Raw genomic sequence first — 24,392 nt, 5'->3', positions numbered from 1 at the left:
GCACAGGAACAGGCATGAATAAGTTTCTATTTTCTATACTGCTTTTACTGTTACTGCCTGTTGCCGTGCTTATCATCATCACGCCGATGGACAGCGACAAACAATACATCTTCGGCCTGTTCAGTATCGGACTGATGTTGCTGCTGGGCGTAAGTAAAAGCCATTTAATCAGCGTCATCATGATAGTGATGTCTTTTTTGATGTCCACCCGCTATATCTATTGGCGCGCTACCGAAACGCTGCACTTTAATTCGGTGATTGAAGCGGTATTGGGGATCGGCCTGTTTATTGCCGAAATGTATGCCTGGGTTATCCTGGTGCTGGGTTACCTGCAAACCACCTGGCCGTTAAAGCGCAAAATTGAACCTATGCCGGACGACCCGGCCACCTGGCCGACGGTGGATGTCTACGTCCCGTCCTATAACGAGAGCCTGGACGTGGTGCGTGATACCGTCCTTGCGGCGCAGTGTATCGACTACCCGCGCGACAAGATGAAAATCTATATTCTGGACGACGGTAAACGCAATGAATTCGCGGTGTTTGCCGCCGATGCCGGGGTGGGTTATATCACCCGTAACGATAATAAGCATGCCAAGGCCGGCAACCTTAACCATGCGATGACCGTGACCAAAGGCGAGTTTATCTGCGTATTCGACTGCGATCATGTCGCCACCCGTGGTTTCCTGCAGGCCACCGTGGGCAGCTTTTTGATTGACGATCGCCTGGCGCTGATCCAAACGCCCCACCACTTCTATTCTCCCGATCCGTTCGAGCGCAACCTGTCGGCGGCGCGCGATATCCCCAACGAAGGCGCGCTGTTCTACGGGCCGGTGCAGCAAGGCAACGATAACTGGAACGCCACCTTTTTTTGCGGGTCCTGTGCGGTGATCCGGCGCAGCGCGCTGGAAGAAATCGGCGGATTCGCGGTGGAAACCGTCACCGAGGACGCCCATACCGCGCTGAAGCTGCAGCGGCTGGGCTGGAACTCCGCCTTTCTGTCCATTCCGCTGGCGGCGGGTCTTGCCACCGAGCGCCTGGGGCTGCATGTTATCCAGCGTACCCGCTGGGCGCGGGGCATGACCCAGATTTTTCGTCTGGACAATCCGTTATTCGGCCGCGGCCTCAAGTGGCAACAGCGTTTGTGTTATCTCAACGCCATGCTGCATTTCCAATACGGCCTGCCGCGCGTGGCGTTCCTGACCGCGCCGCTGGCGTATTTATTGTTTAACCAAAATATTATCGCCTCTTCCGCCAGCGCCATATTTGCCTATGTTTTGCCGCATTTGTTCCTGGCCATCTATATCAATTCCCGCATGAACGGGCGTTTCCGCTATACCTTCTGGGGTGAAATTTACGAAACGACCATGGCGTTCCATTTGATTATCCCCACCCTGCTGACCCTGATTTCCCCCCGGCACGGTAAGTTTAACGTCACCGATAAAGGCGGGTTACTGGATGTCGGCTTCTTTGATTTCCATATCGTCAAACCCCATCTGATCGTGGCGGTGCTTCTGGGCATGGGTATTGCCGCCGGGGTGGTGCGCGCGGTCATGCATGACTATTTTAACGTCGATCCCCGGGTGATTTTGCTCAATATCGTCTGGGCGTCCCTGAGCGTCATCATTTTGCTGGCGGCGATTGCGGTGGCCAAGGAAACGCGCCAGATCCGCAAGACCATCCGTATCGATGTCAGCATCCCGGCCATTATCCACTACGCCAGCGGTATTTCGGTGCGCACCGAAACCCTGGACCTCTCCATGGGCGGGATGAAGCTGGTAACCCCCGACGACCGCTATCAAACCGATCGCATCGAGGAAGTGGAACTGCGGCTGCAGTCCGGCGCGGTCTGTATCCCGGTAAGCCTGATTGGTGCCGACGCCAGCGTTATTCGCCTGATGTTCGAAGCGATGCCGCTGGAAAAACGACGTGAGCTGGTGCGCGTGGTGCTGGCACGCGCGGATGCCTGGATTGTGCCGCCCTATCCGAAAGATCGGCCGCTGCACTCATTTGCCAGCATTGTCCGCTGCGTCTTCGAGCTCTTTTACAACACCTGGAAAGAGCGCGGCCAAAAAAGAAAGAATGCCAAGTCCGCAGGACCTGGCGAAGCGACCTAAGCTCACGCGGAAAAAATTGCATGCCATTTCGTATCAGGAAGATAGCCCATTGTGTATTACTGATCGCCGCCTTGGGCGGCCTCGGCGCCACGGCATGCGTCGGGGCGGCCTTTGCCGCCGATCCGCAGGCCGCGCCGGTTTATCACCTGCCGCCGCTTCCGGCGGCGCAGGATACTGGCGGCGCGGGCGCCCAGTCCGCTGACGATACGCGCCAATCCCCGGCCGCCGACCCGGCGGCAACCGGTGCCGGCGCGGCGGCCGATGGCAGCGCGCCACCAACCGCAAGCGCCGTCGGCACACCTGCCGGCGGCCTGCCGATGGATTTTCCCCCGCCGGTAATAAGCGTGGCGCCGCAGGCCGCCGCGCCGGGCCAGGGCGTGGATAGCCAACTGGCGCAGGTGACCCCCCTCAACGATGACACTATCAGTGTTGCCGGCATGGGCCAGCCGAACGGCCTCACGCTGAGCGGCGGCCAGCTCCAGTCCGGCATTGTGTTTACCCTGCCCCGCGATCAGGTGGCGACCACCGCCCGGCTATACCTGGCGCTGAAAGTCTCCCCGGCCCTGGCCGCGCGGGACACCAGCCTGCGCCTGATGCTCAACGGCCAGGAACTGGGCAATGTGGCGCTTAGCCAGGCCAGCGCCACGGATAATGTCTATGAGCTGGATATTCCGGCGGCGATGATTGTCAGTAACAACAACCTTAGCTTTAGCGTGAATGACGACAATACCCTGACGTGCGAGCGGGATCTGTCGGATAAATATTGGGTGACCGTCCTGCCCACCAGCCATTTGCAGTTGAGCAGCCAGATACTGGATATCGGCCGCGACTTAAGCCATTTCCCGCGCCCGTTTTACGATCCGCTGTCGATGAAGGGCTCGTCGGTGGCGTTTATCTTCGGCCAGACGGTCAAATCCGACGCGGTGGCGGCCGCCAGCATGCTGGCGTCCTATTTTGGCCTGCTGTCCAGCTACCGTAATATGGAATTCCCGGTGCACCTGAACGAGCTGCCGGCGCAAAACGGCATCCTGTTCGGCCAGCCCGGCGATAAAATCGCCGATATCACCCTGCCGCAGGTAACCGGCCCCACGCTGCAGATGATCGATAATCCGCTCAATCCGGTGTATAAGCTGTTGCTGGTGGTGGGGCGCAACGGTAATGAAATGCGCCAGGCCGCCTATCGCCTGATTTCGTCGCCGCTGCCGGCCAGGCAGGATGTCATCCAGGTGCAGAACCAGACTATCCCGTTACGCCAGCCCTACGACGCGCCGCGCTGGATTGACACCACCAAGCCGGTCTATCTGAAGGATCTGGCGCAAAACCCGGAATCGCTGACCGCCAACGGCCTGTATCACGACGGCATACGCATCGGCTTTCGCGCCGCCCCGGATCTGTTTATGTGGGATGGCGATTTCATCCCGGTAAAAATTGATTACCGCTTTCCGACCGAAAACTGGATAGACGAAGATTCGTCGCAATTGAGCATTACGCTTAACGGCACCTTCCTGCACAGTTTACCGGTCAATAAGCACGGGCTGGTGGAAACCGCCTGGCGCAAGCTGGGCGGCGATACCCGCCAGGAAACCTTTACCCTGCAGCTGGCGCCTTATCTGATTTACGGCGATAACCAAATGGAATTTTATTTCGCCCTGAAGCCTAAGGCCGACGCGCCCTGCAGCCTGCTGACCAGCAATAATATCAAAAGCCGCATCGACCCGGACTCAACCATCGACCTGAGCCGGACTCACCATTTTACGCTATTGCCCAACCTGTCCTATTACGTCGGCGCGTCATTTCCCTTTAGCCGGCTGGCGGATTTCTCCCAAACGGTGATGCTGCTGCCCGCCAAACCGGAGGCCGGTGAAATCGCCACGCTGCTGGCGATGGCCGCCCGCGCCGGCAATGCCACCGGCATCGCCCTCAATCATGTGGATGTACGCCTGGGCCTGCAAGACCATGCCGCCGGCGGCATTCCCCTGGCGGATAAGGATATTCTCGCCTTCGCCTCGCTTAAGCAGACCGATCTGGTGCGCGATTTGCTGGCCGGTTCGCCGTATGAAATGCGCAACGGCCTGCTGTCGGTCAAGGAAGAGACGCTTACCGCCCGCCTGAAAGGCTATTTTACCGGGCGTTTTTTCCGTCAGGGCGTGGAAGCGGACCGTTATCTGGCCTCCACCGACGCCTGGCGGGGATTCCTGAGTTTCGCCTCGCCCTGGGCCGGCAAACGGGTAGTGGTACTGGCCACGGCCACCGACAGCGATCAGTTGTCGCATATTAACGCTGATTTACAGGTACCGGCCATTAATGCCGGCGTTCGCGGCGATATAGCGGTGATCAATGCGGAAAACGGCGTAAAAAGTTTTACCGTGGGCAGCCAGTTCCCCAGCGGGGAGATGCCCTGGTACATGATGATAATCTGGTACGCCAATCAGCATATTATTTTCCTTTCCTTAAGCGGCCTGGTGTTCGCGGTACTGATAGGAAGTTGTATTTACGTTCTGCTGGCGCGGCATGCGGCTAAACGCCTGGCCAATAGCGCGAACAAATAACCGTATCGATAAGATGCGTTGCCTGACTGGGCCATATGGGTAAAAGAAAATGAAACGGCAAATAAAAAAAGACTTAAAAACGCTGTATGTCGCCGGCCTGGCGGGCCTGTCGCTGTTTTCCGCCCTGGCGCAGGCAGCGGATAATAGCCCGGCCATTAACGCGTTGCTGCAGCAGGCAGCCTATTGGCACGAAAAAGCCCATAACGATTTGGCCCAGGAATCGTTACAGAAAATCCTGGCGGTGGATGAAAATAACGCCGATGCCCTGTATCTGCTCTCGCTCTACGCGTTACGCGACGGACAAAAGGCCGAGGCCCAAAAATGGCGCCAGCGGCTGGTCAAGGCCTCGCCAGGCGACGCGCGCCTGCAGAATCTCGACAGCGCCAGCGTACTGCAAACCATCTCGCCGACCCAATTAGCCAATGCGCGCCAACTGGCGGCGCAGGGCAACACGGCGCGCGCCATCGAAAGCTACCGCACCCTGTTCCAGGGCAACCAGCCGCTGGACAGCCTGGCGGTAGAGTATTACGAAACCCTGGCCGGGGTTCCGGCCTCGCGCCCGGACGCTATCGCCGGCCTGCGCAGCCGCGTCAGCCAGCAGCCGTCCGATACGGCCGCCAGGATGGCGCTGGGCAGGATCCTGACCTATGACGAAAACACCCGTCGCGAAGGCGTCGGGCTGCTGGCGCCGATGGCGGCCAATAACAAGGCGGCGGACAACGCCCTGCGCCAGGCGCTGATCTGGATGGCGCCGCAGCCCGGGGATAAAACCGCCTATGACGATTATATGCAACGCCACCCCAGCGACGGCGCGGTATTACGCCATTTTCAGGAAAGCGTGGGCGGCGCTGAAAAGGGACAGGGCTACACAGCCCTGAACAGCGGCGATCTTACGGCGGCGCGCAGCCGGTTCGAGGCGGTGCTGACCACCAACCCCAACGACGGCGACGCCTTGGCCGGGCTGGGTTATATCGCTATGCGCGGCGGTGATTTCAGCGCGGCGGAAAACTACCTTAACCAGGCAATGAAGCAAGGCGGCCCGAACAGCGCCCAATGGGCGGCGCTGGCCAAGGACGCGCATTTTTACGGCGAACTGAACAAAGCCAAAGGCGCCGTCTCGTCCGGCGACCTGAACGCGGCGCTGGCGCTCAGCGAGCCGCTGGCGCAGGCGGAAGGCAGCAAAGGCGTCTCGGCGGAGCTATTCCGCGCCGACGTCTTGCGCCGCAGGGGCGACCTGGCCGGCGCGGAGCAGGCCTATCGCACCGCGCTGTCGAGCGATCCGCAGAATACCGATACCAAGCTGGGACTCTACTATACCCTGCGCCAGGCCAATAAGACCGCCGACGCGCAGCAGGTGCTGGAAACAATACCGGCGGATAAGCGCCCGCAGGTGGCGGCGGGCGGCGTCAACGTCGAGCCGTTGCGCCGCCAGGCCGCGCAGGCAATGCAAGCCAACGATCCGCAGCGGGCGTTGAATTTGCTGCAGCAGGCGCTGGAAAAACAACCGTCCAATATCTGGGTGCGCCTGGATATGGCGCGCATCCTGCAAAAGCAGGGAGACAGCGCGCAGGCCCAGGCCATGATGGCCGCCGCCGGCCAGCGCGGCGCGCCGGCGGACAACCTTTACGCCGCCGCCCTGTTCGCCAGCGAAACTCAGCGCTGGGCCGCGGCGGCGCAGCTGCTGGCCTATATTCCCGACAGCCGGCGCAACCGCGCCATGCGCGATCTGGCCGCGCGGGTAAACTTTAACCAGCAGATGGCGGGCGCCGAACGTTATATCCAGGAGGGCAACCGCACGGCGGCGTTAAACACCCTGCGCGCCCTGGCGCAAACGCCACCCGCCGCGCCGGCAGATGTGGGCAAACTGGCGCAGGATCTGATGACCCTGGGCGACAGCGCCGCCGCGGTGGCGCTGGTACGTAATAATATGCGCGCCGGCGTTAACGGCAATGCCGGTGATTATGCGGCCCAGGTCGGCGTGCTCAACCAGGCCGGCCTGACCGCGGAGGCGGAGGCCTGGATGAATAATCCGCGCATCGTGGCCAGCAGCACGCCGGCCGAACTGAGCCGCATTCGCCAGGGCTCGGTGATTAACCAGGCGGATGAACTGCGCGAACGTGGACAATACGCGGCGGCCTACGATAAGCTCATCGTGGCGATGCAAAGCGATCCGCAAAACGTCGATCTGATGCTGGCCATGGCGCGTCTTTACCAGTCCGGCAAAATGAACGAACAGGCGGCGCGGGTCTATGATTATGTGCTGGTGCGCGAACCGCAAAACGAAGGCGCCCGCGAAGGCGCCGCCAACGCGGCCCTGGCCCAGGGCGATATCGCCCGCGCCAAACGGCTGGTGGCCGGCATGCAGGGACCGCGTTCGGTAGATCGCATGGTGCTCGAGGCGCGCATTGCGGAAGCGGCAGGGGATCATGAGCAGGCCATCGCCCTGCTGCGCTCCGCCAAAGGCCGGGTCATCGGCCTGAATACCGCCGGCCCCGGCGGCGCGCCGGTTGTCGGTGGGCTGGAAACCGCCGACAATCCCTTCGTTAATAAAACCGTGGCCGCGGCCGCGCCGCGCACCGCTTCCGCCTACGGCACCATATTGCCGTGGCAGCGCTCCGATAGCCCGGCGCCGCTGCCGCTGACCGGCTTGACGCTGGCAACCGCCAGCGCCGAAACGCCGGAAGACCGTACGCTTAAACAAATCAATCAGTTGCTTGATCAGGAACAGCAAAAAACCGCCACCTGGGTGGAAGGCGATGTGGGGATCCGCAGCCGCGACGGCGAAAGCGGCCTGAGCGGCCTGACGGAAATCAAGGCGCCGCTGGTGCTCTCCGGCGTGCCGTTCGACAGCTCGCGGCTGAAACTATCGGTCACGCCGGTTTCGTTAAATTCCGGCTCCACCAGCGGCACGGTCAGCAACCGTTTCGGCACCGGCGCGCTGCAGCAGGGACGCATGGTGGAAAACGCCACCAATAACGCCACCGCCGCCGCCGGCGCCACCACGTCGACCACCACCACGTCCACCACCACCAATTCCGACGGCACCCAGAGCAGCACCACCACCACCACGTCCTCCACCGCGGATGCCGCCTCCACCGTCAATCCCGGCGATTACGCCGCCGATTCCTCCGGTTCGCAGCAGGCCTCCGGCGTGGAGGTCAACCTGGCGCTCAGCGGCGACAGCTACAAGGCCGATGTCGGCACCACGCCTCTGGGCGAGGATCTGAGCTCGCTGGTGGGCGGTCTTCAATGGTCCCCCAGCCTGACCACCTTCAGTAAGCTTATCTTTACCGCCGAACGACGCGCGGTCACCGACAGCCTGCTTTCCTACGTGGGCACGCGGGATAAGATTAGCGGTAAAAAATGGGGGCAGGTCACCAAAAACGGCGGCGGCGTCCAGTACTCCTACGACGACGGCGACGCGGGCCTGTATGCCGGCGTCGGTGGTTACAGTTACCAGGGCGACAATATTCCCGGCAATACCGGCATCACCTCATCGGCGGGATTTTATGTCCGCCCGCTACGCGAGGACCATAGCGAGGTGAAGACCGGTATTAACATTACCTTTATGGATTATGATAAAAACCTCAGCTATTACAGCTACGGCCAGGGAGGCTATTTCAGTCCGCAAAACTATATCAGCGTCTCGCTGCCGGTGGATTACACCCAAAAATATGACGACTGGGACCTGACGCTGGGCGGCTCGGTGGGCTATCAGTCCTATTCACAGGATAAAAGCGCCTACTATCCGAATAATCCGGCGCTGCAAACCGCCCTGGAATCACTAGTGGCCGGCGGATATGTCGATTCGGCCTATTACGACGCCCGTAATGAAAACGGCGTCAGCTATAATGTGCACGCCAACGGCAGCTATAAAATCAATCCCAATATGTCCGTGGGCGGGCAGGTGGGCTACGACACCTTTGGCGACTACTCCGAGAGCACCGCGCTGGTGTACTTTAAATATTTATTGGGTGGTAAATAAGTATGCAGGATATATCTGACGCAACGTCCGAGCTGGTTTACTTCCGCCGGCGGCAATATCAGCCCGGCTGGCAGGATCTGCTTGATATCATGATCTCCGGCATCGCCGCCAATGCCGGCGACGAAGATCGCCGCCAGTTCCTTAACCTGATGGGTAGCCAACTGGCCGGGCGCTTTCCTTTACCCCATGCCGAAACGGTCGGGGATCTGGAAGATGGCTTTAACCGGCTCTGGTCGGAATTCAATTGGGGCTTTGTGCGGCTGCAGCCGGGTGAAACCCATCTCACGTTGATACATCATGCCGTTCCTCCCGCGGCTACGGGCGCTGAGCCGGAGGAGTGGACCGCCGGGCTGGCGGCGATCCTGGAAGGCGCCTATGCTGAATGGATATTAGCCCAGGGCGGACAGCCTCATGTCGCGCTGCGTTGGCAGCAGGACAGCGCGGAAGGCATAATGACTTTTAGTTATCAAAACACTATTTAAGGGATTGAAGCGTTATGAAATTTGCCCGCCATTTGCCGCTGCTGCTCGCTATGTTTTTCGCCCTGCTGACGGGCGCGGCGCAGGCCGACAGCGCCGGCTGGCAACATTATAAAAGCCGCTATATGCTGCCGGAAGGCCGCATTATCGATACCGGCAACCACAATGTCAGCCATACCGAGGGGCAGGGCTACGCCATGCTGCTGGCGGTAAACTATAACGACCGCGCCGCCTTCGATACCCTGTTGAATTGGACCAACCAGCATCTGTACCGTAAAGACATCGGCCTGTACTCCTGGCGCTACGATCCCGCCGCTACCCCGCCGGTGGCCGACATCAACAATGCCTCCGACGGCGACACCCTGATCGCCTGGGCGCTGCTCCAGGCCGGGGACAAGTGGAAACTGCCGAACTATACCGCGGCGTCGAACGCGCTGCAGGCGGCGATAATCAAACACAATGTGATTAAGTTCGCCGGCTTCAACCTGCTGTTGCCGGGGGCGTCGGGCTTTAACCAGACCAGCTCGGTGACGCTCAATCCGTCATACTTTATCTTCCCCGCCTGGCAGGCGTTTTACCAGGCCGGCCATTTGAAGATCTGGAACGATTTAACCGCCGATTCCCTTAAAATCCTGGGGCTGATGCGCTTTGGCGACCCCCGGCTGCCCACCGATTGGGTCACCCTGCGGGCGGATGGCTCCTTGACGCCTTCCGATCGCTGGCCGTCGCGCTTTAGCTTTGACGCGGTGCGCATACCGCTGTATATCAACTGGGCGCAGCGCAACAGCCTGGCGCTTGGGCCGTACGTCGCCTACTGGCGCCAGTTCGACCGGCTGGCCACTCCCGCCTGGGTCGATGTGCTGACCGGCGCCAAGGCCGATTTCATGCTATCGCCGGGCATGCTGGCCATTCGTGACGCCATCATGGGCAACGGCGCGCAGGTCAATGACAATATCCAGCCGCAGGAAGACTACTATTCCGCCAGCCTGCGGATGCTGACGTACTGGTCGCTGAAATAATTACCCGAACTACAAGTGCAGTCGCGTGCGGCCCTCGACAGGGCCACATGCATAAAAAATGTTACCCTTTATCATCGAATTTATTCCTCTTAACATCATCATTGGTCCCCTTGAATACAGTTAACGGATTATAAGAGATTCCCCAGTCGTAATAGTCCGTTTTTTCAATCTTTTTAATTTTGTGTACGATGTAAATGCCAACGGGTAAAAGTATAATTGACATAACCACTTTATAGCACCACGTAGTAGATATGATATTAACTAATTCATAAAATGAATATTTAGATGATAAACTGATTGGATAATCGGTAATCAGCAATACCGCCTGGGCCATCATGGCGGATAAGGTATAGCGGATGATGAAAAAGCGGCCGTTGAAATACACTTTAAGCTTGGATATTAAAAAGCTATTGCAAAAATAAGATGCCGGCATCGAGACCCAGGTCGCAACGGTTACCCGCCAAAAGTCATTGTAGAGGCCATAATAGTGCTGGGAATAGGCATTCGAATCAACTTGAATAACTGCACATATATTTATTAAAAAAACATATATTGTTTGGCATAAAACCACAATCCAAACCGTACGCCCCCCTAATTTATAACCATAAACTTCCGTGGAAATAGTTGATAATAGATAGAATAAAGAAAACACAATGCCACTGGCGGTGATTCTGAAATCACCTAAATTGAACACCTTAAACATCAAGGTATCGCACATGACCATGATAGTCACGGTTAACCCGACAAATAGACCATATAACTTGTAATCTGTGTTCATATAGCTCCCTGTCTAAATATTTAATAATGTCTATATTTAATCGATAAAATATCACTATACTAAAATACATATTACTTGGGACGTGCAAGAAGGATAAATTGATATCATGAATGCGTTATTTTTCCAAAGCCATTTTTATTTATTTTTAAAAATAAAACACTACACGCCATATAACAACCATCATTACGCCATAATTGCATTCAATATTTCATAATATAAATCCATTGAGTTTTAAAATATAATAATTTGAATATACACGCAAAGATATTTATATTTCAGATGGCGCTTATTATCGTCGACATGGACAACGGCGCAAATTCCCCTGGCCCGGCAGTGAATAAAAAAGGGCCGGGGAATTATCCCCGGCCCTTTTTAACGTCCGGCTATCGGCACTATCCGCTGGACTCTCAGCGAATGCCCTGCGCCTCGTCCTGATCGACGGCAAAACAGGCCACCAGCTGGTCGCCGTAGCGCTTAAGCTGCGGCTGCAGTTCGGTACAGGTACCGAAACGGCGGCGGCAGCGGGCGCTGAAGGCGCATCCCGGGGGCGGGTTCAGCGGGCTTGGCAGCTCGCCGGTCAGCTTGATGCGTTCGCGGCGCAGATCCGGGTTCAGCCTGGGTGTGGCCGACAGCAGCGCCTGGGTATAGGGATGGCGCGGATTACTGAAAATCGCCTCTTTGCTGCCCTTCTCCACGCAACGGCCCAGGTACATCACCATCACTTCGTCGGCAATGTGTTCCACCACCGACAGGTCATGGGAAATAAACACATACGACAACCCCATATCCTGCTGCAGGTCCATCATCAGGTTCAGTACCTGGGCGCGCACCGATACGTCCAGGGCCGATACCGGCTCATCGGCGATGACCACGTCGGGGTCGAGCATCAGCCCGCGGGCAATGGCGATACGCTGGCGCTGGCCGCCGGAAAACATATGCGGATAACGATCATAGTATTCGGTACGCAGCCCCACCTTCGCCATCATCGCCAGCGCTTTCTCACGCCGTTCGGCGCGGTTGAGCGAGGTATTGATTTGCAGCGGCTCCTCGAGGATTTGCCCCACCTTCTTGCGCGGGTTCAGCGAGCCGTAGGGGTTCTGGAACACGATCTGGATCTTCTGGCGCCGCAGGTGCGCGGCGGTCACATCAGGTTTCAGCAGATCCTGGCCCAGGTAATGCAACTGCCCGCCCGTGGGCGTTTCAATCATGGTCAGCAGACGGCCGAGGGTGGACTTGCCGCAGCCGGATTCGCCGACCACCGCCAGCGTCTTGCCGCGCTCCAGGGTAAAGGATACCCCGTCCAGGGCCTTGACCATGACCTCCTTGCCGAACAACCCTTTTTTCACCGGGTAGTATTTCTTTAAATCCACCGCGTGCAGCAAGGCGGTTGCCTGCGGATCGTAAATAGTCTCGCTCATCGGGTGGGTCTCCCCGCATCATCCAGCGGATAGTGACATTTAGACTGACGATCCGGCAAATCCCGCAGCTCCGGCTCTACCTGGCGGCAATAATCGGTGGCATAGGGACAGCGCGGGTTCAGCAGGCAGCCGGTGGGGCGATCGTATTTGCCTGGCACCATGCCCGGCAGCGAGGCCAGCCTGGCCTTGTCGGTGGCAAATTCCGGCAGGGAGCGCAGCAGCGCCTGGGTATAGGGGTGGCGCGGCGCGCGGAAGATTTCCGTCGCCTTGCCGGTTTCCACCACCTGGCCGGCGTACATGACGATAATATGATGCGCGGCTTCCGCCACCAGCGCCAGGTCATGGGTAATCAGCACCAGCGCCATATTTTCCCGCTGCTGCAAATCCAGCAGCAGCTCGATGATCTGCGCCTGGATGGTCACATCCAGCGCGGTGGTGGGCTCATCGGCAATCAGCAGCTTGGGACGGCAGGCAATCGCCATGGCGATCATCACGCGCTGGCTCATGCCGCCGGACAGCTGGTGCGGATAGACATCCAGCCTGGATGCCGGCGCGGGAATGCCCACCAGGGTCAGCAGATCGATGGCGCGCTGGCGCCGGGTCCTGCGGTTGCCGCCCTGGTGCACCTTGATGGCTTCCATAATCTGGTAGCCTACGGTGTAGCAAGGGTTAAGGCTGGTCATCGGGTCCTGGAAAATCATGGCGATGTCGGCGCCAATCAGCTGACGGCGCTCGCTGTTGGAGATTTTCTGCAAATCCCGGCCGTTGAATACCAGGTTTTCCGCCATGACGCGGCCGGGAAAATCAATCAGGCCCATAATGGCCAGCGAGCTGACGGACTTGCCGGAGCCGGACTCACCGACGATGCCCACGACCTGGCCCTGTTCCACCTGGTAGCTGATGCGGTCGACGGCACGAAACGGTGTTCCTTCATCACCGAAATGTACCGATAATTTATCTATGGTTAATAACGCCATTGCTTCCTCGTTACTGCTTGAGTTTGGGGTCGAGCGCGTCACGCAGTCCGTCCCCCATCAAATTAAAGGCTAACACGGTGAGCAGGATAATGACCCCCGGGAAGGTCACCACCCACCAGGCACTCTGCGCAAACTGCAGCACATCGGAGAGCATGGTGCCCCACTCCGGTGTCGGCGGCTGCGCGCCCATGCCCAGGAAGCCCAACGCGGCCATGTCAAGGATGGCATTGGAGAAGCCCAGCGACGCCTGCACGATCAAGGGTGCCAGGCAGTTGGGAAGGATGTTGATAAACATCTGGCGCAGGGGTCCGGCGCCGGCCACGCCCGAGGCGGTCACATAGTCGCGGTTCACCTCGCCCAGCACCGCCGCGCGCGTCAGGCGCACGTAATGCGGCAGGGCGACGAACGTCAGCGCCAGCGAGGCGTTGACGATGGAGGGGCCGAAGATGGCCACCAGCACCAGCGCCAGCAGCAGGCTGGGCAGCGCCAGCATGATATCCACCACGCGCATGATGACCACGTCCACCAATCCGCCGATATAACCGGACAACAGCCCGAATATCACGCCGAATATCAGCGACAGGACCACCACCAGGCAACCGACCAGTAGCGAAAGGCGCGCGCCGTACATCAGGCGGGTCATGATATCGCGCCCGACGTCATCGGTGCCCAGGATAAACTGCCAGCTACCGCCCTCCATCCATACCGGCGGGCGCAGCAAGGCCTCGCGGAATTGCTCCGCCGGGCCATGGGGCGCGATGACCCCGGCGCCGATGGCGACGACGAACATCAGGACGATATAGCCCAGGCCGATGACCGCGCCCTTGTTGCGTTTAAAATAGTGCCAGAACTCCTGGAGCGGGGTCATGGGCTTCGGTGCGCCGGTTATTACCGGCTCAGAGATTTCAGTCATTTTCCATTCCCCTATTTCTTGTGGCGAATACGCGGGTTAACCACGCCATACAGCACGTCCACCAGCAGGTTCACCACAATAATCAGGATCGCCACCAATAACACCCCGCCCTGTACCACCGGATAATCACGGCGCTGCAAGGCCTCGACCAGCCAGCGGCCCAGGCCCGGCCAGGAGAAAATCGTTTCCGTCAGGATAGCGCCCGCCAACAGGGTGCCGACCTGCAGCCCGATAACCGTCACCACCGGCAACAGGGCGTTGCGAAGGGCATGGACAATAATGACGCGCATGCGGCTCAGGCCTTTGGCGCGGGCGGTGCGGATATAATCTTCGCTCAGCACTTCCAGCATCGCCGAACGGGTCATGCGCACAATCACCGCCAGCGGGATAGTGCCGAGCACGATGGCCGGCAGCACCATATGCATCACGGCGTCTTTAAAATCCCCCGGCTGGCCCCAAATCAGGGTATCGATCAGCATAAAGCCGGTAAGCGGCATGCTGTCGTCCAGGAAGACCGTGTCGCCCACCCTCCCGGACACCGGGGTGAGGTTAAAGTGCACCGACACCAGCATGATGAGCATCATGCCCCACCAGAAAATAGGCATCGAATAGCCGGCCAGCGAAATACTGACGGCGGTATGATCAAACAGCGAACCGCGTTTGACCGCCGCCAGCACCCCGGCCGGGATACCGACCAGCACGGCAAAAATCATTGCGCAAACACCCAGTTCCAGGGTTGCCTGGAAACGCGGCACGAATTCCTGCCAAACGGGGATGCGGCTTTTAAGCGAAATGCCCAGGTCACCGTGCATAATGCCGACGACATAATGAACATATTGCTGAAATAAGGGTTTATCCAGGCCCAGCGCCGCCATCATCTCTGCGTGGCGCTCGGGGGACATTCCGCGTTCACCCGCCATGATCAGCACCGGATCGCCGGGAATCAAATGGACAAACGCAAACGTCAGCAAGGTAATACCAATAAACGTCGGGATTACGAGTCCCAAACGTCGGAGTATGAACTGCAACATATTCCGAACTCTCTGTTTCTGTAGATAGTTTACCCGGGCGCATTACGCGCCCGGGTTATCAAAGCTCACATCTTCAGGATTCCCCCCTGGCCTCGCTGGCGCGATTCCTTCCCCGGTGCGGCACCGGGGAACACTCCCGCTTCCCCGCATGGGTGGGGGAAGCTCCCTTTAGGGATATGGGGGGTTAATTGACCTTTAGTCTAAAGATACGTTCTCGAAATGATGTTTACCCAGTGGATCGACCACATACCCTTTCACTTCCTTACGCACAGGCTCGTATACCGTGGAATGGGCAACGATAAGCGCCGGCGCCTGATCGTGCATGACCACCTGGGCCTGTTTGTACAGATCCACGCGTTTCGCATGATCGGACGTGCTGCGCGCCGGCTGGATCAGGTCTTCAAACGGCTTGTAGCACCACCTTGAGTAGTTGGAGCCGTCTTTTGCCGCATCGCAGCTGAACAGGGTGGCGAAGAAGTTATCCGGATCCCCATTGTCCCCGGTCCAGCCCATCATAACAGACTGATGCTCGCCGGCCTTGGCGCGTTTGAGGTATTCGCCCCATTCGTAGCTGACGATCTTGGCCTTAACGCCGATTTTAGCCCAGTCGGACTGAATCATTTCCGCCATGCGCCTGGCGTTCGGGTTGTAGGGACGCTGTACCGGCATAGCCCACAAATCGATGGAGAAACCCTCCGGCAAGCCCGCTTCCTTCAGCAGTTCTTTCGCTTTGGCCGGATCGTAAGCGTAATCCTGCACCGCGTCGTTATAGCTCCACATGGTCGGCGGAATCAGGTTTTTCGCCGGCTGGCCCGCGCCCTGGTATACCGCGTCGATGATGGCGGATTTGTTTACCGCGGTGATCAGCGCCTGGCGAACCTTCAGGTTATCCAGCGGTTTTTTCTCGACGTTAAACGCCAGGTAGCCCACGTTCAGGCCCGGCTGTTCCATCAGGTTGATGGTTTTGTCTTCTTTCATGCGCGCGATGTCGGCCGGATTAGGATACGGCATGATCTGGCATTCGTTTTTCTGCAGCTTGGCATAACGTACGGACGCGTCCGGCGTAATGGAGAACACCAGGCGGTCGATTTTCGGCTTGGTGCCCCAATAGTTTTCAAACGCTTTGTACAGGATGCGGGAATCTTTCTGGTACTGCAGCAGTTGGAAGGGGCCGGTACCGATCGGGTTGAGATCGATTTTTTCCGGCGTGCCCGCTTTTTGCATCAGATCGGCATACTGGGCGGACATGATGGAGGCGAAGTCCATGGCCAGGTCGGCCAGGAATGGCGATTCCTCACGGGTCAGGTTGAAGCGCACGGTGTAGTCGTCGACTTTTTCCACGCTGGCGATCAAATCGCCCATGCCCATGCCGTCAAAGTACTCGTAATTGCCGCCGGAGACTTTATGGTAAGGATGGTTGGCGTCTTTCTGCCGCATAAAGGAGAAGATCACGTCGTCTGCGTTGAAATCGCGGGTCGGTTTGAAATCCTTGCTTTCCTGCCACTTCACGCCTTTACGCAGATGGAAAGTATAGGTTTTGCCGTCGGCGCTGACTTCCCACTTTTCGGCCAGGCTCGGAATCACTTCCGTGGTGCCCAGCTTGAAATCGACCAGACGATTGTAGATCGGCACGGAACTGGCATCAAAACTGGTGCCGGACGTGAATAACTGCGGGTTGAACCCTTCAGGCGAGCCCTCTGAACAATATACCAGAGTCTTTGCCTGAACGCTGGCCGCCACGGCTAATGCCGCCAGGCTAATGCCGACCTTCAGTATCCCTGATTTGGTCAAGGAAATTGTCATCATTCTGCTCCATTGTGTGATGTGATGTTGTGTGTTGTACGGCCAGACGCTGTTTTTTTTAATGCTGCGGTCTGTGCAGTGCGCCTTGCGGCATCAGAACCAAAGAAGGGAATATATGCCGGGATGCCCATGAGGCAGCACCCCCCGACGCGTTGAATGCGTGGGACCATTCAAACAATCCATTGCCCCTCCTGAATTCCGAGGCTCCCAATTTGGCAACTGTTTGCCAATACGTCAATATAACCCGTAGGGATTTACACATTTTGTGAGACGCAGCAAACGAAAACAATCCACAGGTGTTTGGCCAAAAATGAAGCACGATCGCCAGTCAATATAGCTAAACTGTGAAGTAATTCACTTTATGACAATGAGTAAGCAGTCATACATACTATTTAAAAACTAAAAAAAAATTTGATCGTGTGGCGAATATATGAACTGTTATTTCAGAATTTCCGGATGAAAGCAGGTAAAAATGCTGACATTGGTTCGCCTTGATGACCATATCGACAACCTTTCCGTCCAGTCTGCCATACTATCTGCGCGCTATCCATCAGCCATAAACAAAGGTTATGACCGACCATAAGAAAACCTTGTTTATTGATGCCGAAAATAAGGATAACTTTGTAATATACTGATAATTATGCTTATTTTTAACGCTAATCGCTCTCTGCAGTATTGACTCCGCAGGACGTTTTATCGGGGGGCGTAATAAAATGAGGCGCAATGCAACAAACCGCTTTATCGGCTATAAATCGCGATAAGATCAAATAACGGCGTCATATTTTCCCTGATAAAAACAAAATAAATAAATTAACTATTTGCTGCCATAAAATAAATAAGTTATTAACCTTAGAGAGAATATGCGCTTGCCGGGAAATCGGTACCATGACGGCGCAGTTAAAATTTCTTTACCTCAATGTGCAGTTTTTTCAAGGCATAATAAAGCTGCCGGGGGGTGATATGGAGCAAACGGGCGGCTTTGGCTTTGACCCCGCCGCTTTTTTCCAGGGCGGCGACCAGGCGATAGCGCAGCTCCTCATCGGCGTCGTCAGGGGCGCCGGCCGTCGCGGTCATGGCGCTCATCATTATTTCCGCCGGCCATAGCGGCGTAGCCGGGCCATACCCCGCCTCGTGGCCCGCCTCCTGCGGCACCGTCTCCTGCTGCCGGCTGATTTCCTGGTTCAAACGCTGGCGCAGGCAGCGCCCGGACAGGCAGGGCAATTGCTGGATAACGCCATCCCGGGCCTGGATGGCGGCATGCTCAAGGCAATTCTCGATATCGCGCACATTCCCCGGCCAATGGCACAGATAGAGTGGCGCCTGGGCCGCCTCGGTCAGCGTGAGCGTCCTGTGATTATCGCGGTTATAACGTTCGAAAAAATAGTTAACCAGGCCGGGAATGTCTTCTTTACGCTCGCGCAGGGCCGGCAGGGCAATGGTGGCGATATGGATGCGATAATAGAGTTCGGCTAAAAAGGTCCCCTGCGCCATCCTCTGCTCCAGGTTTTTCTCGGTGGCGCAAATTATGCGCACATCGCAGGCCAGGGTGCGGGAGCCGCCGAGCGGCTTATACCGCTGTTCTTGTAAAATGCGCAGCAGCCGCTTTTGCAATAACAGGGAAAAATGGCCGATTTCGCTGATAAACAGCGTTCCGCCCGCCGCCAGGGCAATATCGCCGGGATAGCCGGCGACGCTGCCGGAAAAGCCCGCTTCACAACCGAACAATTCGCGCATGATATCGTCGCTGGCAAGGTAATCGCAGCACACTTTAATAAACGGACCGGCGCGATGTTGCGACTGGAGGTGAATCGCCCGGGCGATAACATCCTTACCGGTACCCGGCTCGCCGCGCAATAATACCGCTGAGCGGGTGGGCGCAATGTTTGCCACCGCCGCCAGGGTGCGTTTCATGGCATGGGAATGGGCAATGATCTGATCGACCGCATGGCCGCCGCGTCCTTTACGTGAGCGCGCTTTTCCCGCCGGCCCGCAAAGGTCGATGGCGCAGCGCGGAATGGCTAACCGCCCCGCGGCGAGATCCCCGGTGCCGGCCATATCAGTCTCCGCTCCGGTAATCTTTATAGTTCAGCTGATATTTCGCCATGCGCAGGCCGAGCATGCGCCGGGTCAGGCCCAGCTGCGCCGCCGCCCTGGACATATTGCCCTGGAAGCGGGCCAGCGCCTCGACGATCAGTTCATACTCCATCATGGATAAACGGGCCTCCAGGCCCGACTGTTCGCCAAGCGTGCCCAGCACGGCCGGTTGCAGGGCGGCGGGCAGATGATAGCTGTGGACCACCCCCTCTTCCGCCAGCAATACCGCACGCTCCATCATATTTTCCAGCTCCCGCACGTTGCCCGGCCAGTCGTAGTTGAGCATTAAATTCAGCGCGGGCGTGGAAATGGCAGGGACATCAACCCCCTGTTCCCGGGCAAACCAGGCGTTGAAATGTTCGGCCAGGATCAGGATATCGTTGCCCCGCTCACGCAGCGCTGGAATAGTAATAGGGAAGACATTCAGACGATAGTACAGATCCTCGCGAAAGGTGCCGTTGGTGACCATGGCGGTTAAATCGCAGTGCGTCGCCGCCAGGATGCGCACGTTGACCTTAATTGACTCGTTGCTGCCCAGGCGTTCAAAGCACCGTTCCTGGATCACCCGCAATAGCTTGGCCTGGGCCGAAAGAGATAATTCGCCCACTTCATCCAGGAAAATCGTGCCGCCATCCGCCTCCTCGAACCTTCCGGCCCGGCGCGCGACGGCACCGGTAAAGGCGCCTTTTTCATGGCCGAACAGCTCACTTTCGATGACGCTTTCCGGCAGCGAGGCGCAGTTGAATTTGACAAACGGCCCGCTGCCGCAGCTGCTGTTATAGTGGATGGCGCTGGCGACCCGTTCCTTGCCGACCCCGCTTTCACCGAGGATCAGCACCGTGGTGCGGGCGTGGCTGACTTTGTCAATCATCAGGTAAACCGACTGCATCGCCCTGGAGTTGCCGATGATATTCGCCGGCTTGAATTTTTCCTTCAGCTCTTTATCCAGCCGGGCGCTTTGAGCCTGCAATACCTGCTTATGGGCGCGCTCCAGCAGATGCAGCTCCACCGCCTGGGCAATAGTGGTGGCGATAATGGCCAGCACCTCCAAATCCAGATTTAACAGTTGCCGGTTATTGTATAAACGTTCCACCCCAATGGTGCCCATCACTTTCATGCCGCGCATGATGGGCACGCAAATAAAGGAAAGATGGCCATCGACCGTTTTATCCCAACTGCCGGTGCGATTGAGAAACAACGGCTCTTCGGCAATGATCGGGACAATAATGGGCTGGCGGGTTTCCACCACCCTGCCGGTGATGCCCTCGCCGGGATAATAGACGCCCTTTTCGATTTCATCCTTGGATAAACCGTAGCTTTCATGGATAAAAATCTGGTCGCAGCTGGCATCGTAGAGCGAGATCATCGCCCGGGTAACCTGCAAATGTTTTTGCATCAGCTCCAGCACCAGCTTGAGCGTCTTGGATAAAGAGCCTTCCCTGCTGACCACCTTGCTGACCTCGGACAGCAGGGGCAGCAGTTCGGAGCGGCACTCGCCCAGTTGGCAGGTAAAGGATAACGAATCCGCCAGCGTCGGATGGGCGGATGCGGTGTCATTAAGCATGGCCGGTGGCATAAAGCGCGCCTCCCTTTGGCGCCCAATGGGCGGTGAAGGTCAAAAAACCGATGTGCCGGCATAGGTTTTCCGGCCCGAGTGAGAGTGGTGCAAGTTGCCGGCCATCTATCGTTATATAATTAAATATATAACGATATGATTTGACGTCGTTTTCCCATTGGCGCATTGACGCCAGTGGCTTTTTTGTCTTGTATGTGACAACGGATAATCAACAATGTACGTTTCACGCCGGAGTCAGGCGCCCGGCTGAAGCGGCGCGCCCTGCAGCAGCCTGAGTCCGCATCATCATGTTGATAAAAACCGGGATGGGGACACTCATACCGCGCTGTGGACAAACCGCAGCGATAATGGGATAGCAGGCTGATTATCCCGATAGGTGGTGCCGGCACGCGTTTTAACACATTATTATTAGACCATCCGCCTTCAGCATCTTAGAGAATACGCAGTATTTTTTACTGCTCACACAGGAATAATGCTAATCAGGAAGGTTAAAATTTTTAATAAAAAAATAAATATGCCAAAATGCTGGCTAACTCGTTTATCTTATTTAAGCAAAGATAATGATTTAGGAAATTAAAAAAATAATATCATCCGTGCCGCTGAATTTGTTATTCAACAAATACATTCATAGACAATAACCTGTCGCCAGCAACCCAAAAAATATTGCGGCAATATAGCTTTCAATTGACTTTCAATTAATAATATTTTCACCCATGGACAACAATGCCGGTTTTAAAAAGGTTTCTCTTTGATATTGCCGTTTAACTCTTTGTTAACTTTTTCATGCTTTACTTGCCCTATTAGCACACCCCTATCCGCGTCTTATGTGATGAACCAAATTAATCGGGAATAATTTATTATCATTCAAATAAGGGAATAAATGAATATCGGCGGCTGTGGCAGTTCATCGGGCAACAGATGCGGCAGCTCATCCAGGGGCTGTGGCGGCGGCAATTCCCGTGGAGCATGCGCGACGAACAGCGGCGGGGGTGGCGGTGATTATGCCGGCCGGGTCACCTCGTCGAGAAATGAAGATGTCATGACCGTAACCGCCACCCCTGGCAGACACCACTCCGCTAATCATCATTTTCGTCTGCATGGCGGCGGCAACGGCGGTAATACCAGCGGGAGCGGAGGTTTTAATAATACACAGCAATTAGAGACGGCGAGAAGAAGGGATTTTCAAGCACTTACGGAACAATTTCAATATCACATTAATTTATCAAAAGAAGTGTTGGATAAAGCCCTGGCGGAATGCCAGGAAGATCATGATGGCTATCACTCCCAGCCAAGGCCTGCCACATTGGCGGCGGCGGAGGCGCTGGACAATGATATGCGGGCGCAGGTGTTTTCCGCCCAGCATAAAAAGCAATCCGCCTACCAAGCGCTGAGTGAGATTAACGACCGCCTTTGCCATCTCAGTACCGGCGTTATCGCATTACATAAAGAACTAAGCACTAACCCGAGTACGTCTGTTCGGGAACGCTATTTACGGCAAGAACATCAGCTCAATCTAGAAAAGACCAAACGGAATAATCTTGACCATGCCGCCCGGGCAAGGGCTGGACAGGTGGATAACGCGCTCAAACGGAAAAATGAAACCGGGCAAATTTTAGCGGCAATAAGAAACTCTATTGCAGAACAAAAGGCTGCGGGAGCTCCCCCTGAAGCGCGGAAAGCTGTTGTCAACGCTGAAAACGCCGCAAACTCCCGTAGCGAACCCTTGGCGGATAAAAGTGCTATACCCGCATCGGCAACGCCCTCCATGGTGGGCAATACTGCTATTCCCGCATCGGTATCGCCGTCCATGGTGGACCGTAATGCCATTCCCACATCGGTAATGCCCTCCATGGCGCAGGTTAACGCGCGGCGCGCCATAGCGTTATCCGGTATGGCAGTGGCCCCATCGCCCAGGATGGCGCTGGCGCCGGTCGCCGCCGGCGTAAATGGCGGTATGGCAAACGCCGCCGCCGGCGGGGTTAATGGTCTCGCGCTACGCACCGCGATAAGCGAATTAGGCGCGGCCACGCTCGGGCTGGCAAAACATCCCCTTGGCCTGGGGGTGGGGTTGTTAGCCTACAGCGGCAACGTGGGCGAAGGTAGCGACAAGGTGCCGGGGCGCGACCTGGCGCAACGCTTCGCCACTGCTCCGTTAGATCCGTCTGAACTGGCGTCTGCGCCAGGGGTCAGCTGTGCCGCAGGTAACGCTGTAAAAAATAACCTGCTGGGCGCTGTCGCCGGGGCTGCAGTGGAAAGCGCACCGGTGGCCGGAGCTGCTTGCGATGCTGCCAAAGAAGGCAAAAAAGACGCAGCGCTGGCGCTTGGTAAGGCTGCAACCGAGGTTCAGGCCGCTGTTTGTCGCGACAGCCTGCTGTGTGTGGCGAAACTTATCCTGACTGGACAAAGCGGTAGTACAACGGAAACTGTGCCTGTTGCGGATGATTTGACGGGCGGTAAACTTGAAAACCCATCGTCAAATCAGGATAATAAGAACGTATTTATCTCACCGGATCAGCGAGGAGATCAGAGATTCCGTCACACCGGCAATATCGAACGCAAACCGTATACGGATGAGAGTACGACGGTAACGCCGATACCGGAACATAGTAAAGATAAATTCATTTATCTGTCTAATGGCAAAGATAATAGATTACCCATTTCAGAACCTACGGTGGCAAATAATGGATTGAAAGTTGAATCTAATGCTAAACATACACCTGGAGCACAAGGATCTAGGCCTAATGCCGGGGTGGAGCCGAGAAATTCTTTAGAACTATTTGACCATTCTATTGCTACGAAAGATCCGAAGATAAGGCTAGCCATTGATAATAATGGGAATATTCATCGGTTCTTCAACACTAGCAAAGATGGAAAGGGCAATTTTCACTGGAGTGGCAGCTCGGGAGATGAAAAAAATGCTTTAGGTAACAGGGAATTGGGGAACTTTAACAGAGAAATCAAAGAGCTGAAGGATAAAAAATGATTTTCGGACAACCTTTTGTATTTGCTGTTTTTTACGAATTACTGGAAAAAACAGAGGACAATTACTGGAAATATGGACTTTTTAGTTTTTTTATTGAGGACGAAATATATCCAGCAAAGGGATCTAATTATACATTGTCAATGGCTATTGATTATCTAAAGGATTGTGAGCCTGAAATAACTAATTGCAAAAATAATGAGCTCCTTTTTCCCGACAGCGATTTAGAACTGTTAAGAAAACTGGCACATTCGCATGGAATGCTTCTTGATAGTGATCCTCAAGATTTGGAATTGCCTGACGCAAAGCCGTTAGGCGTTTTTTTAAGCCCACTTGAAGTATCAGACGTTGGCTTTTATTTGTTTTATTATCCTAAAGATGAAGATGAAGAATACTTGATATACACAGCGGATTACGGTAATACAGCTAAAAAAGCCATATTTAAGAAAGGTACTATCAGTAATGTGTTCGCACAACTCCCAATCAAAGATGCTATATAGTTGACTAAAATTCCGGCACCTACGCCGGTATTTTTAACTTATATGCCAGTCCGTATCCGATGATTTAGGAGCGTTACTTGGCTCAATGGATTGGACGATATGGCGTGATTCATCCAAACCTGCCGATCCAGCGGTATGGGAAAACTGGATAGCAGCAGTTAAAAAAGTGGATTGAA

At 56.1% G+C, this 24,392-nt stretch carries 15 protein-coding genes; 7 read left to right on the top strand and 8 right to left on the bottom strand.

Features of this window, described 5'->3' with window-relative positions:
• The first annotated feature begins 14 nt into the window (after positions 1-14).
• From bcsA to ACL2XM_RS22610, 5 genes are read left to right on the top strand one after another with little or no spacing between them, the layout of a single operon-like run.
• The gene (bcsA, locus tag ACL2XM_RS22630; RefSeq protein ID WP_410013023.1) at positions 15-2,114 is read left to right on the top strand and encodes a UDP-forming cellulose synthase catalytic subunit; all 2,100 of its coding nucleotides are present in this window, start codon (positions 15-17) and stop codon (positions 2,112-2,114) included.
• A gap of 20 nt (positions 2,115-2,134) precedes the next feature.
• Positions 2,135-4,663 (top strand): cellulose biosynthesis cyclic di-GMP-binding regulatory protein BcsB, encoded by a 2,529-nt coding sequence (gene bcsB / locus ACL2XM_RS22625; protein WP_413731646.1) that lies wholly within the window; start codon positions 2,135-2,137, stop codon positions 4,661-4,663.
• Positions 4,664-4,712: 49 nt separating this feature from the next.
• Positions 4,713-8,648 carry a cellulose synthase subunit BcsC-related outer membrane protein gene (locus ACL2XM_RS22620; protein WP_413731645.1) on the top strand — a complete coding sequence of 1,312 codons (3,936 nt, stop codon included), beginning with the start codon at positions 4,713-4,715 and terminating at the stop codon, positions 8,646-8,648.
• 2 nt (positions 8,649-8,650) lie between these two features.
• Positions 8,651-9,130, top strand: coding sequence for a cellulose biosynthesis protein BcsD (gene bcsD, locus ACL2XM_RS22615; RefSeq protein WP_410013020.1), 480 nt, complete (start codon positions 8,651-8,653; stop codon positions 9,128-9,130).
• Between the two features lie 14 nt (positions 9,131-9,144).
• Positions 9,145-10,146, top strand: a complete 1,002-nt coding sequence (locus ACL2XM_RS22610; protein ID WP_410013019.1) for a glycosyl hydrolase family 8 — start codon at positions 9,145-9,147, stop codon at positions 10,144-10,146.
• Between the two features lie 61 nt (positions 10,147-10,207).
• On the opposite strand, the gene ACL2XM_RS22605 is transcribed toward ACL2XM_RS22610, so the two are convergent.
• The 8 genes from ACL2XM_RS22605 to ACL2XM_RS22570 form a co-directional block, all read right to left on the bottom strand.
• A complete protein-coding gene (locus ACL2XM_RS22605) occupies positions 10,208-10,924 on the bottom strand; it encodes a VUT family protein (RefSeq protein WP_413731643.1) in 717 nt (238 codons plus the stop codon).
• A gap of 407 nt (positions 10,925-11,331) precedes the next feature.
• Positions 11,332-12,342 carry a dipeptide ABC transporter ATP-binding subunit DppF gene (gene dppF, locus ACL2XM_RS22600; protein WP_410013014.1) on the bottom strand — a complete coding sequence of 337 codons (1,011 nt, stop codon included), beginning with the start codon at positions 12,340-12,342 and terminating at the stop codon, positions 11,332-11,334.
• A complete protein-coding gene (dppD, locus tag ACL2XM_RS22595; protein ID WP_410013013.1) occupies positions 12,339-13,319 on the bottom strand; it encodes a dipeptide ABC transporter ATP-binding protein in 981 nt (326 codons plus the stop codon). The genes dppF and dppD overlap by 4 nt, the downstream gene beginning before the upstream one ends.
• A gap of 10 nt (positions 13,320-13,329) precedes the next feature.
• Positions 13,330-14,232, bottom strand: a complete 903-nt coding sequence (gene dppC, locus ACL2XM_RS22590) for a dipeptide ABC transporter permease DppC (protein WP_410013012.1) — start codon at positions 14,230-14,232, stop codon at positions 13,330-13,332.
• A gap of 11 nt (positions 14,233-14,243) precedes the next feature.
• On the bottom strand, positions 14,244-15,263 hold the full coding sequence (dppB, locus tag ACL2XM_RS22585; RefSeq protein WP_410013011.1) for a dipeptide ABC transporter permease DppB: 1,020 nt from the start codon (positions 15,261-15,263) through the stop codon (positions 14,244-14,246).
• 195 nt (positions 15,264-15,458) lie between these two features.
• A complete protein-coding gene (gene dppA / locus ACL2XM_RS22580) occupies positions 15,459-17,066 on the bottom strand; it encodes a dipeptide ABC transporter periplasmic-binding protein DppA (RefSeq protein ID WP_410016688.1) in 1,608 nt (535 codons plus the stop codon).
• A gap of 897 nt (positions 17,067-17,963) precedes the next feature.
• On the bottom strand, positions 17,964-19,121 hold the full coding sequence (locus ACL2XM_RS22575; protein ID WP_413721676.1) for a sigma 54-interacting transcriptional regulator: 1,158 nt from the start codon (positions 19,119-19,121) through the stop codon (positions 17,964-17,966).
• A gap of 1 nt (position 19,122) precedes the next feature.
• Positions 19,123-20,736 (bottom strand): sigma 54-interacting transcriptional regulator, encoded by a 1,614-nt coding sequence (locus ACL2XM_RS22570; RefSeq protein WP_410013009.1) that lies wholly within the window; start codon positions 20,734-20,736, stop codon positions 19,123-19,125.
• Positions 20,737-21,775: 1,039 nt separating this feature from the next.
• Between ACL2XM_RS22570 and ACL2XM_RS22565 the strand changes: the two genes are divergently transcribed.
• Positions 21,776-23,719, top strand: a complete 1,944-nt coding sequence (locus ACL2XM_RS22565) for a hypothetical protein (RefSeq protein WP_413721677.1) — start codon at positions 21,776-21,778, stop codon at positions 23,717-23,719.
• The gene (locus tag ACL2XM_RS22560) at positions 23,716-24,216 is read left to right on the top strand and encodes an immunity 42 family protein (RefSeq protein WP_413721678.1); all 501 of its coding nucleotides are present in this window, start codon (positions 23,716-23,718) and stop codon (positions 24,214-24,216) included. The genes ACL2XM_RS22565 and ACL2XM_RS22560 overlap by 4 nt, the downstream gene beginning before the upstream one ends.
• Positions 24,217-24,392 lie beyond the last annotated feature (176 nt).

It is taken from the genome of Sodalis sp. RH20 (assembly GCF_047324205.1).
GTDB lineage: Bacteria > Pseudomonadota > Gammaproteobacteria > Enterobacterales > Enterobacteriaceae > Acerihabitans.
This window is presented reverse-complemented; position numbering and strand designations above follow the sequence as displayed.

What these genes read in the sequence shown, in the direction of transcription:
- bcsA (WP_410013023.1), top strand. Translation starts at nt 15, where the DNA reads ATGAATAAGTTTCTATTTTCTATACTGCTTTTACTGTTACTGCCTGTT.
- bcsB (WP_413731646.1), top strand. Translation starts at nt 2,135, where the DNA reads ATGCCATTTCGTATCAGGAAGATAGCCCATTGTGTATTACTGATCGCC.
- ACL2XM_RS22620 (WP_413731645.1), top strand. Translation starts at nt 4,713, where the DNA reads ATGAAACGGCAAATAAAAAAAGACTTAAAAACGCTGTATGTCGCCGGC.
- bcsD (WP_410013020.1), top strand. Translation starts at nt 8,651, where the DNA reads ATGCAGGATATATCTGACGCAACGTCCGAGCTGGTTTACTTCCGCCGG.
- ACL2XM_RS22610 (WP_410013019.1), top strand. Translation starts at nt 9,145, where the DNA reads ATGAAATTTGCCCGCCATTTGCCGCTGCTGCTCGCTATGTTTTTCGCC.
- ACL2XM_RS22605 (WP_413731643.1), bottom strand. Translation starts at nt 10,924, where the DNA reads ATGAACACAGATTACAAGTTATATGGTCTATTTGTCGGGTTAACCGTG.
- dppF (WP_410013014.1), bottom strand. Translation starts at nt 12,342, where the DNA reads ATGAGCGAGACTATTTACGATCCGCAGGCAACCGCCTTGCTGCACGCG.
- dppD (WP_410013013.1), bottom strand. Translation starts at nt 13,319, where the DNA reads ATGGCGTTATTAACCATAGATAAATTATCGGTACATTTCGGTGATGAA.
- dppC (WP_410013012.1), bottom strand. Translation starts at nt 14,232, where the DNA reads ATGACTGAAATCTCTGAGCCGGTAATAACCGGCGCACCGAAGCCCATG.
- dppB (WP_410013011.1), bottom strand. Translation starts at nt 15,263, where the DNA reads ATGTTGCAGTTCATACTCCGACGTTTGGGACTCGTAATCCCGACGTTT.
- dppA (WP_410016688.1), bottom strand. Translation starts at nt 17,066, where the DNA reads ATGACAATTTCCTTGACCAAATCAGGGATACTGAAGGTCGGCATTAGC.
- ACL2XM_RS22575 (WP_413721676.1), bottom strand. Translation starts at nt 19,121, where the DNA reads ATGGCCGGCACCGGGGATCTCGCCGCGGGGCGGTTAGCCATTCCGCGC.
- ACL2XM_RS22570 (WP_410013009.1), bottom strand. Translation starts at nt 20,736, where the DNA reads ATGCCACCGGCCATGCTTAATGACACCGCATCCGCCCATCCGACGCTG.
- ACL2XM_RS22565 (WP_413721677.1), top strand. Translation starts at nt 21,776, where the DNA reads ATGACCGTAACCGCCACCCCTGGCAGACACCACTCCGCTAATCATCAT.
- ACL2XM_RS22560 (WP_413721678.1), top strand. Translation starts at nt 23,716, where the DNA reads ATGATTTTCGGACAACCTTTTGTATTTGCTGTTTTTTACGAATTACTG.